Source organism: Flavobacterium sp. TS_SC_5, assembly GCF_056156265.1.
The window spans coordinates 3,588,645-3,602,475 of record NZ_CM149588.1 but is presented as its reverse complement, the minus strand read 5'-3'; the positions used below and the strand labels follow the sequence as shown (position 1 = coordinate 3,602,475).

Annotated in this window: 9 protein-coding genes; all 9 read right to left on the bottom strand. The window is 33.2% G+C overall.

What is annotated here, in order from left to right; all coding sequences use genetic code 11:
• Positions 1-17: 17 nt before the first annotated feature.
• The 9 genes from AC0J6S_RS15480 to AC0J6S_RS15440 all read right to left on the bottom strand — a co-directional run bounded on the left by AC0J6S_RS15480 (position 18) and on the right by AC0J6S_RS15440 (position 13,592).
• Positions 18-419, bottom strand: a complete 402-nt coding sequence (locus AC0J6S_RS15480) for a hypothetical protein (RefSeq protein ID WP_474954629.1) — start codon at positions 417-419, stop codon at positions 18-20.
• 92 nt (positions 420-511) lie between these two features.
• Positions 512-958 carry an endo-arabinase gene (locus AC0J6S_RS15475; RefSeq protein ID WP_474954628.1) on the bottom strand — a complete coding sequence of 149 codons (447 nt, stop codon included), beginning with the start codon at positions 956-958 and terminating at the stop codon, positions 512-514.
• A gap of 168 nt (positions 959-1,126) precedes the next feature.
• Positions 1,127-1,801, bottom strand: a complete 675-nt coding sequence (locus AC0J6S_RS15470) for a hypothetical protein (protein ID WP_474954627.1) — start codon at positions 1,799-1,801, stop codon at positions 1,127-1,129.
• A gap of 358 nt (positions 1,802-2,159) precedes the next feature.
• Entirely contained in the window at positions 2,160-2,744 is a 585-nt protein-coding gene (locus tag AC0J6S_RS15465) for a fasciclin domain-containing protein (protein WP_474954626.1), read from the bottom strand.
• 381 nt (positions 2,745-3,125) lie between these two features.
• A complete protein-coding gene (locus AC0J6S_RS15460) occupies positions 3,126-4,154 on the bottom strand; it encodes a hypothetical protein (RefSeq protein ID WP_474954625.1) in 1,029 nt (342 codons plus the stop codon).
• A gap of 169 nt (positions 4,155-4,323) precedes the next feature.
• A complete protein-coding gene (locus tag AC0J6S_RS15455; protein ID WP_474954624.1) occupies positions 4,324-4,917 on the bottom strand; it encodes a CHAP domain-containing protein in 594 nt (197 codons plus the stop codon).
• A 480-nt stretch (positions 4,918-5,397) separates the two neighbouring features.
• Positions 5,398-5,571, bottom strand: a complete 174-nt coding sequence (locus tag AC0J6S_RS15450) for a hypothetical protein (RefSeq protein ID WP_474954623.1) — start codon at positions 5,569-5,571, stop codon at positions 5,398-5,400.
• A gap of 778 nt (positions 5,572-6,349) precedes the next feature.
• A complete protein-coding gene (locus tag AC0J6S_RS15445) occupies positions 6,350-11,605 on the bottom strand; it encodes an endonuclease (RefSeq protein WP_474954622.1) in 5,256 nt (1,751 codons plus the stop codon).
• A 1,405-nt stretch (positions 11,606-13,010) separates the two neighbouring features.
• Positions 13,011-13,592, bottom strand: coding sequence for an LOG family protein (locus AC0J6S_RS15440; RefSeq protein ID WP_474954621.1), 582 nt, complete (start codon positions 13,590-13,592; stop codon positions 13,011-13,013).
• Positions 13,593-13,831 lie beyond the last annotated feature (239 nt).

Genomic DNA, 13,831 nt, shown 5'->3' with positions numbered 1-13,831 from the left:
AATAGAGTAGATTTCATCTAAACAACAAATAAAACGTCGGGCGGAGGAGTATTGATTTCAAAAAAAGGGATTAAAACAAATGGATTTTGTCCCGCCAAATCTTGGTTTTTAAGAATTAAAAATTTTTGGTTGATGTGACAATGCATGCTTGGTAAAACAAAAAGATCTAAGTTAAAAACACTTTTCCCTAAGATATTTTCGTTAGTGTCCGTATCATCATATTCAGCAATCGCATTTTCGAATCCCAACAATTTTTCTACTATTATTTCAATAACACTTTCTTGATCGTTATAGGTCAAGTTTTCGGGGAAATAATTAGACTGTACGTCTGGAGAATCAACGCAACAGTTTAGCAGATATAAGGACATAAATCCCCAAAAATATCGGACTAATAAAGAATTTGTTGTTGCTGTAATCATTTTGCATAAGTACACTTAATTCTGCGATACTGTTTGTAATTTTACGTTAAAAAAAAGTAAAATATATCTAAATTTACAACAATTATGGGTTACTATTCTGGTTTGTAAACATGTATCGATTGTCCCACTAGTTTCCATTCCCCTTTGATTTTCTCTAAAAGCCGAATTTCATAAGAGTAACTTTTTGTTCCATCTTTTGCGGTTGATACTTCATCATGACTTACCCAAGCACTATTTTTTTGAATACTCATTTTGTAATTTGTATTTACAGAGAAACCGCCATTTCCCATCGCTGCTGGATCTGTATTTTTCATTGCCGCAGGTGGAATATCAAGCGCTGTTCCGTTTCCGGTTGAAATCAAAATTCGGCTGTACGGTTGTATGTGCCAGCAATCTGCATGGCCTTTTCCGTCTCCGGATCTCCACGTTGTCGATTCTTTTTCCAAAAGGCTTATTATTTTGGCAGATTCGTCAGTTTGTTGGCTGTACGCCAAAAGTGTAAAACTGAAAAGAAGAAAAAAGGATAATTTCCATTTCATAGTATTGTTGCGGTTAATGGTTATAGTTTAGGTTGGTTTTTTAAATAAAAGGATTAATACAACGTCAGAATACGTTTTTAAAATTTCCTTTAACGTAAATTTATTCTATTTTTGGTTACAATTTATATATTTCTAGGGTCTCAATGCAACGGTCATTTTCATACGGAATTATCTGAAATTACAACTAAGACCACTCCATAAACTTGTAATTTTAGCTTCTTTATTTGCCCCGTCAAAAATACCAAACAATTCCGACAAAGTCGAAAATTCGTATCCTGAACTGGTTTTAGAAACCGATAGAACATAAGCGCTTTCCATTTCTGCTCTTGTTGATCCAATACTGATTCCGGCCATTGTTGAGATTTCTTTTGAGTTTTTGGAATTGCTTCCCAAAAACCAACCCGCAAATTGCCAATTGGTTTCGGATGTTTTAGATTCAGATTTTTTATTCTGAAATACTACTGTCAAGCCATTATTACAAGATACCATTTTTAAAGGACCCGCACCACATTCTCTATTTATCCTAATAGTTTTTGGTTTGGATTGAAGAACATTAGTAATGATTTCAATCATTTGGTCCAATGGTTTGCCAACAGGAATTTCAGAGGTCGAACCGGTATTTTTATTTATAATTTGTAACGCATTAGAAGTCAATATCAATCCATGCGTGATTTTACTTTCGACAATTGCTATACGATCTGTAATCTCTTCCTTGTTTTCTTCCATATTGGAAACGGTGTCCTGCATAGTGGCTATTACTGGAATTTTAGATGAATTATTGTCTTTGTTCTGACAACCGATTAGGATTACGGAAAGAAGAATCAAAAGGATATAGGATTTCATATTATCTTTTTTTAGCTGAGTTTGCTTAGTTTTGAAATGACCATTTTAAATATTAGGAATTTCTGGTAAAAGCAGATGATTGTTTCAGCCACGAATTCTTATTTAATTTTAAAATTAGTGAAAATTGGTGAAATTCATGGTGAACTTTTTTGAAGTATTCGTGTCCTGTAACTTTTGTTATTTTAGGGACAATCGCAACAAATGATTGTTGTTTGCAAATACAGTTGAACCTGCTTCCATTTCAAAGTTAATTTAAGCTGTTGCCCGCACAAAAAAAATAATAGTTATTTTTTCGTGACATCTCATAAAAAAACCGTTGCACTGCTGCAACGGTTTCTGAAATTTAAAAGTTAAAACCTTATTTAGGCATAACTACAGTATCAATTGCATGAATTACTCCATTAGATGCTGCTACATCAGCAAGAATAACCGTTGCAGTTCCACCATTAGCATCTGTCAACATTACTTTTCCGTCTTTCAAGCTTAAAACGATAGTACCACCTTGAACAGTTGTAACCGTGTATTTTCCGTTGTTTTTGTTGATTGCATCAATTACAGTTGCTGCATCAAATTTTCCTGAAACTACGTGATACGTCAGTACAGCTTTCAATTTGTCAAGACTTTCTGGTTTCAATAAACCATCTACTGTTCCTGCAGGAAGTTTATCAAATGCTGCGTTGTTTGGTGCGAAAACTGTAAAAGGTCCATCACCGCTTAACGTCTCAACTAATCCTGCTGCTTTTACTGCTGTAACCAATGTTGAGAAATCTGCATTTCCTGAAGCCACACCCACAATGTTTTGTGTTTCAGCAACTGCCATTGTATCTACTACTACAGTTGTTGTATCAGCCATTTCTGTTGAGTCAGCTGTTTTTTTCTCTCCACAAGAAGTAGCGATTACTCCTAACAATGCAAATGCACTAATTGTTTTTACTAATTTCATAGTCAATATTTTAAGTTTAAATTAAATTAAGATGCTCAAAGATATCTATTTATCTGTTTTGTTTAGTTTTTTTAACAAATAATTAAACAAATAATATAACAGCGATTCATTTAGAAACCAGTCTACGGTTATTCATAAGAATTTAGGAAATGGGAGCAGAATGTGCAAAAGTGTAGAAAAACACGGTAGCAAATCAAAAAATACTTCTTCAAAAAAAAGAGGACACTAAATCCTCTTGAAATTCTCTCTCAAAAATTTACGAACTCCATAGTTCCTAACAGTGACCGGTTCTCCCGCAAAAAAAGGTCAGGCTGTTCAAACGGAGTTTCATTGTTTGTGCTGCGCACGCAACGAATCTCTAGCTGTTGGCAGATGATTTTTTTACGTTTCGTTTTGAGGAAATATTTTTTCTTTCAAATATATAAAATATGGTAAAGTCAAAATTACCAGCCAAATTGCAGTTTGTCTATGCATTATTTGATATTTATAATTTATGAAATAAAATGAAGAACAATAAAGTAGGCAAAGAAAAGAATCAAATTTCATTACTTGCTTCTCTGAATATCGTTCAATATGTGTTTTATTCATTGCTTTAATATCTGTCATATGTGTTTTGTCATAAAACCTATTTCTACTTGGCAAATATTCAGCTAGCATAAAAAAATTCTGCAAAATGTACATTGAAGATATGCCTAAAATAAAATACTCTAAAGTTAGTATTGAACCATTTACAGCATCCGTGTCTTCTATGTTTTGATTATTAAAAACACTAAAAATATGTTCGGTGGCGAAAATTATCATAATTATTGAACTCCATATACTTAAGAACAGTCTATGATTTCCACTTAAAGGGATATATGTAAATGCGTGAATTAAAGAATAGAAAGAAATTAAGAAAGATATTGATATTAATGATAAGGAAAATACATTTAAGTTCTCAAAGAAATTATAATCAAAAATCCAATATATTATTGAGATTGATTGAATTAAAGTTATTCCTTCGGTTAGTTTTGGGACAACTTTATTATCGTGGAAAATTACTGATATTAAAATAAAAAATGCTAAAAAAGTAAAAGGCCAAGCTTCAATATGACTTTCGAAATTATAATTGCTTTCGTGCTTACCAGGTAAAAAAGCAAAGAAACTTAAAATGAGTGAGCCTAAAATTTTAAAAGCGATAATTTTCCAATCCGTGGAAAGTCTTTTGTTTTCGTAGATTATTCCAAGTAGTAAGGGAATGAAACTTAAAGTAAATAATTTTCTCTCACTCACTTGAACTCTGTATAGAATATAAATTAAAAACATTAAGACAAAGAAACCGAGAATATAAATGTAAGTAGACCATTTTTTGTAGAATGGTAATTCCACTTCAATTGACTTCTTTTTGAGAGTTTTTTTTCTTTCGGTCATTAGTGTTCGTTTCGTTCTTTTAAATTATCTGCCAACGGTTTGCCGCTTTGCGAAGGCGGTTTTTTTAGCAATAAACTTCATTAGATGCACAAAGCTTGAATTTAGCACTTCGCTGTCATAGAAGCACGAAACGACCACTTTTGCAAAACTGCTTTCTTTTTTAGTCGTATCATTCCTTCCTTAACCATCCCAAAATTCGTTTGTTTTTTATTTCCCATTTCCCTTCTTTTTTGTCAATTGTAAATGTTTCTCTGGATTTACTAAACGGTCCTGAGTTTTGTTGAATGACTTCAATTTCCGTTTCTGTCACGCTTGATATAATTGCAACGTGTCCGAATTTATTTAATGTCGTGCCGTCAAATATTAAAAGGTCGTCAACTTTTGGTTTTGTGTTGCTTGAATTTGTGAATTGAGTTAAGTCTCTTTTTTTACTTTTCTGTCCGTCTTTTATAGAATTGTCAAAAAAGTCTTTTGCGTGTCCGTAACTGTCGGGCATTTTGTGTTTTAGGTGTTCGTAGTAATAACGTTTTACAAATTCAACACATTGATAATTTAATCCTAAGTTGTATCCGTCCGCTGTCGTGTTTCTACCTGTTACATTGTCAACACCACCATTGTAATAAACATAAACTCCGTTCAAACTGTCAATTTGTTGACCAACAGAAAAGTCCGTATTAAAGTTGAACTTTTTAAAAGTCCAAAGTCCACCGTAACTCAAAATGAGAAGTCCGATTAATAAATATGTCCAATGTTTAATTTTCAATTTTTCTGTCTGTTAGTTTTCTGTTGTGTCGTCTTTTAAATTTGCGTACAACGTCAGTTCGTCTAAAAACCTTTAAGCGAACATTATTTGGTTAATCAGTGAGTAAATATATGTGATTTAAACTACAATTAAAATTCTTTCTGGGAAAAGTTACTTTCCTTTTCTCAAAATAAAACAATCCGTAAAAAGCTTTAAAAATCGCTTTTAGAGTCCCAAAATATAAAGTCAAAATTATTTATATTTTGCTTTAGTAGCTATTAGTCAACAAGTTAAAACTGGGCCTCGGTCGTAGGTGCAGAAAATTAAATTAACAACGGCTGAAACGTGTTTGATTGTTTTCTTAGTCATAATATAATGAAATCCACATTGTCTTTTCAGAATTGGATTCAAATCCGGATTTTCTACATTATGTTTAAAAATCATTCACTCATCGGTTGTTATCGTTCCCTGAACAATATTTTCCCTAAACCCCAACACTTGTTAATGATAATGACGATATCCTTTAGCTGAACCTGCAAATCCATTAAGAGTACTAATCCCTATTGGATTAAGCTGATTGTACATTTCGCCTAAAGAGGCATTTCTACCACCTACTTTACCAATGGCATTAATACCAATTTGGTCAGAAAACAGTAAGTATTTGTACTTCCCCATTTCGTATGTTTTTAAAGTATAAACAGACCATTATTAGGATGCTAGATTTGAAACAAAAGAAAATTACTGGGGCGGATTTTTAATTAATAGTATAGTAAATTTTGTAATTGTGAAGTAGGTTTGAAATTTACGTATCAAGTTTAAAAGAAGGGGGTAGGTGTTCCTGCCTCTTTAAACCAGTATTGTAAATTTAAACTAACAATTATTTTATTAGAGAAAATTAACTCTTCTTAATATTTTTTATTTTAAGTATTGAATATACAGATATTTGTGTTTTTTTTATTAAATTTTCTTCAGCAAAAAAGGCGATGCTTTTGTTTGATTTGGAGATTAAAATGATTTTAGTTTCTAGTGGAGACACCTACGAGTCTGGAAATAAAAACCTGATATGTTTAAACTGAAAGGCTTCCGGACTAAGATTAAAAAAAAAACAACACGTTAGTGCATTTCGTTTAGTCATTTCAATACAAAAGAGGGCATTAATATACTCATTAAGGTATTGTAAAGTTGCTAAGTAAATAAACTTAACTAACTAAAGTACTGGTTTAAGATATTGAAAGTTATTTTATAAAGTAATATAGAATACTTAGTGTTTTTCGATTGCAAATACTGTTTTATAGTATGTAAACAATTCTTTTTTTGTTTTCTTAAAAGTAGAAGTAGAATTAAAATGGAAATGATAGCTGTAGCCAATCAAAAAAAAAACCATCAAAATTACTTTTGATGGTTTTAGTTGATTTATTGGATAAAGAGAATTTTTTAATCTCTAAATAAAAAATTATTGTTTAATCAAGTATTTGATATCTTTGACTTTACCATTTATAGAAATTTTCAAGAAATAGTATCCTTTATTCAATTCTGATAATTCTAATTTTGTAATTGATTTTCCAGCTTTAACTTCTTGACTACTTTGTTTTTTGATCTGTCCGTAGAAGTTATAAAGTAAAAAGTCAACCTTTGCATTTTCAGAAATGTTAATGCTTACATCTGCATTATCTACGAATGGATTTGGAAATACATTTACATCAGTTATTGATACGGAATCCTTATTTATTGATGCACAAGCACCTAAACGATCTCCATGAGCTAAATGGCTTGCAACAGCATTTTCGTCAATACAAATTGTTTTTCCGTTGTGACATATTTCCACTTTTGGATTTTTTGAATTATTCCCGCAACGCACATCAATTACATTGACAATTTTTTCTGTGGCAGATATACAACCATTAGCATCTTTCACAATTAGGGTATATGTGGTAGTTGCCGTAGGACAAACCGCAATACTACTTGTCGTTGCTCCAGTGCTCCATTGGTATGTATAAGGTAATACTCCTCCTGTTACTGTACCGGCTGAAAGTGTTGTGCAGGAAGCATTAGTATAACCATAATAGACATTTACCTCATTTGTTGATGGAATAGTAATCATTGAAGGCTCAGTTATAGTGAAATTAGCAGTCAATTTATTGTTTAAAGCATCTTTTACAATTACAGTATAAGTTCCTGGATTAAGATTAGATATGGAGTTTGTATTTGTGATTTCATCAGTACTCCAAGTATAGGTGTATGGTGTAATTCCGCCTGAAACAGAAACAGTAGCAGTACCATTAGCTTCGCCGTTGCAAGTAATATTTGTTGCACTGCTAGCGTCAAGAGTAAATTCTTTTAATTGCAATCTTACAGAAACTGGAAAGTGGTCCGAAGCTGTTTTAGTATAATCACTAGCGTAAAATTCATAATGTACTCTAGCGGATTCATTGATGTATAAATTAGCAAGTTCGTTAGAAACTGTTATATGATCAATCATGTTTTCATAAGTAACATACGATCTAAAGCCAGCTTCACTTAATGTTTTAGTAAGTACATTAAAATTGGAACTGTCATTTACATACCTTTCATAAGTAGAAACTGTAGTTGTTACATCAGATACTGTGTAATCAACATCATCGTTATAATCTCCTAGTAATACTAAGTTTGCATCTGGGTATTGTGCACTCAATGTGTCTTTTAGAACTTCTACATCAAACTTACGCATATCATATTTGCTTTGTGCATCACCACTGGTATTTGCTCTAGCATGAAGATTAATAATATTGATTTGTTTTTGATTACCATCAATAGTAACATTTGCAGTCATCATAAATGGCAATCTACCACTTGCGAAGAATCTAGATTTATCTGCATCAGGATAATTAGCAAGTGCCGAAACATCACCACCATTGTAATATGGATGAATGGTTTCCAAAAGTACTTTGGTACTCACCGGTGCTACTGTTTTATTTTTAAAAATAAATCCAACTTTTTGTTTTGGACTACTAAAATCATTAGGATATGACGTAGCCTCCGATAAAACATAGCTGTAATCATTCATTTCACTAACCATCTGAGCAAGCAAAACATCATCAGAGATTTCTTCTACAGCATAAATATCAGCATCTAATTGCTGTAAAACATTTTTGACAGCCGCTTTTTGTATAGCATCAGAGTTGGTGTTTCCTGCTGCAGGCGAATTGGTTTCATCACCAAACCAAGCTATGTTCCAAGTAGCGATATCCAAAGTTTTTTCTTTTGAAATGGCTAAATCATTACCAGTTTGTTCATATTTATTTGCACATGGTAAGTCTGTTCTCATTCTAGGTAATAGTTGTTGAGTTGCAAAATAATTTCCTACAACACCTATTATTTCTGAACAATTTTCTGGTTGTGCAAAACCTGTAAGATCACTTACATCTGCATCGATTCTCAATTGAGCTGTTCCGCTAGCATCCGTAATATTAGTGTTTGAATTACCAAACATCATGGCGCCAGGCTTAGGAAAAGTTGTATTTTGAATGCGAACTAATTCAGCTGGGTGGTTTGCCATTTCACTTAAAGTGATAGTAAGGGGCGCAATAGGTTGATTAGGTAATCCATTATTGGTAACCGCACTTACAGGGCTTATTTGTACTTGTTCGCTGAAAGAGCTTCTGGTTCCTGTAATTGTGATAGAATCTCCTATTTTAAAAAGTCCAGTTCCATGAACCGATTTGTCAAAAACAGCTATCGCTCCTGTAGCATCTTGAAGGTAAGCTGATCCTGAAAATTGCTCAGAAACGGTTAAAACTCCAGTTACCGTTACAATTTCTCCATCTGTTTTTGCTCTGGCTTCAGCAATTGGAATAACTACCAGTATATCAGAAGCATTACCAAAAAACTGTCCTTTATTTATGGCTCCAAAAGTATTATTGACTGCTTGCCAAGTAAAATCAGCATAGGTAAATCCTACTCCAGTTAATTGTAAAGAAGTTCCTATTGCCGCAGTACCTGCTTCAGCGATACCTATATCTGTACTTTTTATTCCTGCAGCAGGACCATTAGTAGCAGTAAAAGTACCTTCGTAGCTTAAAAATTGAATAACTTTTCCAGAAGCATCTACTAATGCAACTCCGTCAGGAGAACCATTTTGTAATCCAGCAATGTTTACTGATACAGTACCATAACCATTTAATTGATCTGGAATAATTCCGGATAAATTTCCTGTTGGAGTATAGCTAGCTCCTCCTGTTCCATTGTAAGGAATTATGCTCCATCCTGTTAGATCAGTTCCTGCGTAACCAGCAATTTCTACTGCTTCACCAATATCAGTTCCTGCATTGTCATAATGAATTTCATTTATAAAGACTAAATCACCAAATTTTTCTCTCTTGTTAGGTTTTCCAAAAGTACTTGCTGCTGCTTCCCATGTAAAATCAGCATATTTGGTTCCTTTACCAATAAGCTGAAGAGAATTCCCAACAGTTGCAGTACTTGCCTCAGCAATACCAATATCAGTGCTTGTCATTCCTATCGCAGGACCATTGCTCGCTGTAAAAGTACCTTCGTAGCTTAGAAATTGAATAACCTTTCCAGTAGCATCTACTAATGCAATTCCGTCAGGAGAACCATTTTGTAATCCAGCAATGCTTACTGATACAGTACCATAACCATTTAATTGATCTGGAATACTTCCGGATAAATTTCCTGTTGGAGTATAGCTAACTCCTCCTGATCCATTGTAAGGAATGATTTTCCATCCTGTCAAGTCCGTTCCAGCAAGCCCAGCAACTTCAACTCCCTCTTCAATATCTGTCCCTGCATTATCATAATGAATTTCATTGATAAAAACAGCTCCAGCCGGAGTAGGTGTAGTAGTATTTAAGGTAGTTATGCTAACCACATTACTAGCTATTGAAGCATTGTCATTAGCATCTATTGCAATCACTGTTAAGGCGTAAGTAGTATTTGGTGTTAAACCATTTAGAGTAAAACTGGTAACTGTTGTAGCTGCTAATAATGTACCTCCGTTATAAATTTCATAAGAAGCATTAGATGTTCCTGCTGTCCAAGATAATGTTGAAGTAGTTGCAGTAATATTAGTTGCTAATAAATTTGTTGGTGGAGTAAGAGGCTCGGCAACCATTGCGAATGATTGTCCGTTATTGATATTTCCATACGTGCTTGCAACTGATGTTTGCCATGTAAAATCACTGTATTGATTTCCAGATCCTTTTAACTGTAATGATAAGCCTACTGCTTCGGTTCCAATTTCAGATACACCAATATTCGTACTTGTTATTCCGGTTGCTGGTCCATTAGTAGCAGCAAAAGTTCCTTCATAGCTTAAAAATTGAATAACATTTCCAAAGTTGTTTACTAATGCAAGGCCATCAGGTGCTCCATTTTGTAATCCATTTATAGATACGAAAACAGTTCCAAATCCATTAGACTGATTCGGAATTATACCTGATAAACTTCCTGCAGGAGTATACGATACACCGCCAGTTCCGTTATAAGGAATAATACTCCAACCCGTTAAATCGGTTCCAGCTGTTCCAGCAATTTCAACACCTTCACCTACATCAGTACTTGCATTATCATAATGAATTTCGTTAATGAAAACAACAGAAGTAGTTGGAGTTGGTGGTGGTGTACCAACTAGAGTTTTTACAGCTACGTTATTACTAGCGTTTGAAATGTTTCCAGCCGCATCAAATGCTTTTATGGATAAAGTATAATTTGTATTAGCTGTTAATCCAGATAAAACATAGCTAGTAGTTGAAGAAGATGCAATTTGTACTGTTCCGTTATAAATTCGGTACCCTAAAACGCCCACGTTATCTGTAGACTGAACCCATGTTAATGTAGTTTCTGATGCCGTTGTATTTGTGGCAACCAAGTTAATAGGTACTGACGGAATTTCTGTATCCAATTGAACACTGCCATCAAATCTATTTTGAGCTTGTGGCCCACCCCAAATTGCTGTCGCAAAAGCAGGATTATCAATAAAAGGGTTTCTGTTTCCTTGAACACCTTCTAATATTGTATTTCTATTAATTTCTACTTGGGAAACAGGATCTTCTGCACTCCATTCTAGTAGTATATCGGTCATATCAGTACTGTAGTTCTGCGAACTTACAGTTACTACACTAGGAAGACATTGTGTACCATAATGCAAATACATGTACATAATCATACGGGCAACATCACCTTTCCATTCATCGCCAGGATAGAAGATATTGTTGACTAATTTAGCATTTCCAGATCCTGCACCAAAAGGATAATTGTTTCTAGTTGCATTAAAATTTACATCTGAGGCTCTTAGATGATGTGCATCACTTCCTGGGCCTTCACTTCCTAAATTAGGATTTCCCAATGATCTAGGAAATACATGTTCTCTATTCCAGTCCCCTTGGTTTCCACCATTTTTATCTTTGGAGCGGGTTCGATCATTCGTTAAATCAGCATCACTGTCATTATAACCATAAATCAGTAAAACTTTCAAAGGATCGTTAGGGTCTAAATCAGTTTGTTTTAGAGCATCCCACACTCCAGGAGTATAAGTCAAATAAGTAGAATGGGTTGAAATAATTAAATTTGACAGGCTTGTTTTTAAGGCATTTCCTGTTTGGCTAATGTTAGTTCCGTTATAATAAGCAGGAACTTGAGCATTGGAAATAAAACTTAAAAAAATAAATACAGCTACAAGAAAGAACTGTGTCTTTAAATAAAATTGCTTCATAATTGTTTAGTATTTGTTGGACTGTAAAACTATAAATATTAGTTTTCTTATTTACTGAATACTATTAATAAATTGTTAAAATTTTTAACATTTAATCTTGGTTTGTAAATGTTTATTTAATAGAATTAATCAATAATTAGTAATTTGTTTATGAAAAGTATTAACTCGTATTTATAAGTTGTCTGTAAAAATAATTTTAAAGAATAAAAGTTATAAATAAGACTTCTTTTTTTTGATAAAATTTTAATCTTTATTGAATTATTATGCATAACGATTTGTATTTAGTGATTACTAAAAAGAGTTATAATTTCTTACTGATAAAGTATAGAAGATTATTTTCGATTATAAATATGGATGGATTGCCCCACTAATTTCCATTGTCCCTTTATTTTTTCTAATAATCGAATTTCGTAGGAAAACGTTTTTTTGTCATCCTTAGCAGTAGATTCTTCGTCATGGCTTACTCAGGCATTTTTCCCATTAATACTCATTTTATAATTTGTATTTACAGAAAAACCGCCATTTCCCATAGCGTTAGGATTTGTGTTAATCATAGCAGTTGGAGGAATATCAAGTGAACTCCCTCAGGAGTGGAAATTAATATGCGGCTGTATGGTTGAATGTACCAGCATTCCGAATGACCTTTACCATCAGCTGCTCTCCATGTTGCGGACTCTTTTTCCAATATTTTTTTTAAATGCAGCTTCATCACTATTCTAGTTGTAATCTACCATATTGATTATTAGGATAATAAAAAAGGATGTTGTCCGCTTCAAACTACTGCTTAGTTGTTTGCAGTTTACTAGAGTTGTTTAATTGTTATTTTAAATTTTTCAATTTGTCTTCTGTGGCGTAAAATAGGAACTATGGCATGTTCCATTAGTTGTCCTATGTCATAAAGTTGTCCATAAGAAGTCCTAATTTTCTGTGAAGCATCCCTTTCATCAAGCGCATCATCCTCAATAGTTGCAAATGTTTCTTGTGTGAATTTTAGAACGTTATCTAAATCATGTATGTAGTCTGCAATAGAATTCCGATTTACTTTTTCGGGTCGTATGCTATTCCTATTTTTTAAATTCTGAATGGAAACACAGAAGAATATCCTGAACTCATCACATGCGAAAGTATCGTTTGTATAGATTTGTAATCCGGATTTGTGGTTACATGATTTACTGTAAATGTTAAGTCCTTCTGTGAAATATATTGAATTACGTACTGCAATTCTATAATCGCTTTTTAATATTCAGCTAATAATGCGCTAACCGCGTTTTGAATGTTACTATTCTTCATTTGTAGACTTAGTTTGAATTCGGCGCATTATATCAGAAATATTAAATAGAGACCTAAAATAGGAACCAGCAGCTTTTTTATAAAAGCGAAACAATTAATGTTGTTTGTCTCTCTATTATTCGTTCCCTTTTTTAATCCATTTTCCAACTTCGGGCGCTTCATAATTTTCCATTTTTTCAAGCAAATCGGTGGCATTATCACTCACCAATATCATTTGGTGATTGATTTGTTTTAAAAAACCTTTATCGACCATGTTTGCAACAAATTCCAGCAGCAAATCATAAAAACCATCGATATTCAAAATTCCTGTAGGTTTTTTATGGAGACCAAGTTGCGCCCAAGTTAACATTTCGAAAAATTCTTCTAAAGTTCCAAATCCGCCAGGCAAAGCAATTATGCCATCGCTAAGTTCATTCATTTTGATCTTTCTTTCATGCATACTTTCCACGATGAATAATTCGGTTAATCGATCGTGCGCAATTTCTTTAGTCATCAGAAACCTTGGTAAAACACCAAATGCTTTTCCGTTATGATTTAAAATACCATCTGCAACACTTCCCATAAGACCTACTTTTGCACCACCATAAACGAGTTCATAATTATTTTCGGCCATTATTTGTCCAAGTTTGAAAGCTTGAATTTCATAGTTTTTTTCGTTTCCAAAACTGGATCCACAGAAGACGGTAATTCTTTTCATGTGTAAAATGGTTCTTATTTATTTGATAGTTTTCAAGGCAATTATTTTTTTAGAATTTAGGACTAAATTAAGCTAATTATTCAGATTTGCTACCTGAGCGATAGCGAAAAGGCGAAGCAAATCATCCCTAAATACAAAAGCAATTTTAAATTAAGCCTTATACCCAAATTGCTTGTAGCATGTGTTGAACTAAACCTTCGGTAGCACCATTGTAGATTTTGATTATCTTACGAAGATAA

Excerpts from the sequence above, each read along its gene's own strand:
- AC0J6S_RS15480 (WP_474954629.1), bottom strand. The coding sequence starts at position 419 with ATGATTACAGCAACAACAAATTCTTTATTAGTCCGATATTTTTGGGGA.
- AC0J6S_RS15475 (WP_474954628.1), bottom strand. The coding sequence starts at position 958 with ATGAAATGGAAATTATCCTTTTTTCTTCTTTTCAGTTTTACACTTTTG.
- AC0J6S_RS15470 (WP_474954627.1), bottom strand. The coding sequence starts at position 1,801 with ATGAAATCCTATATCCTTTTGATTCTTCTTTCCGTAATCCTAATCGGT.
- AC0J6S_RS15465 (WP_474954626.1), bottom strand. The coding sequence starts at position 2,744 with ATGAAATTAGTAAAAACAATTAGTGCATTTGCATTGTTAGGAGTAATC.
- AC0J6S_RS15460 (WP_474954625.1), bottom strand. The coding sequence starts at position 4,154 with ATGACCGAAAGAAAAAAAACTCTCAAAAAGAAGTCAATTGAAGTGGAA.
- AC0J6S_RS15450 (WP_474954623.1), bottom strand. The coding sequence starts at position 5,571 with ATGGGGAAGTACAAATACTTACTGTTTTCTGACCAAATTGGTATTAAT.
- AC0J6S_RS15445 (WP_474954622.1), bottom strand. The coding sequence starts at position 11,605 with ATGAAGCAATTTTATTTAAAGACACAGTTCTTTCTTGTAGCTGTATTT.
- AC0J6S_RS15440 (WP_474954621.1), bottom strand. The coding sequence starts at position 13,592 with ATGAAAAGAATTACCGTCTTCTGTGGATCCAGTTTTGGAAACGAAAAA.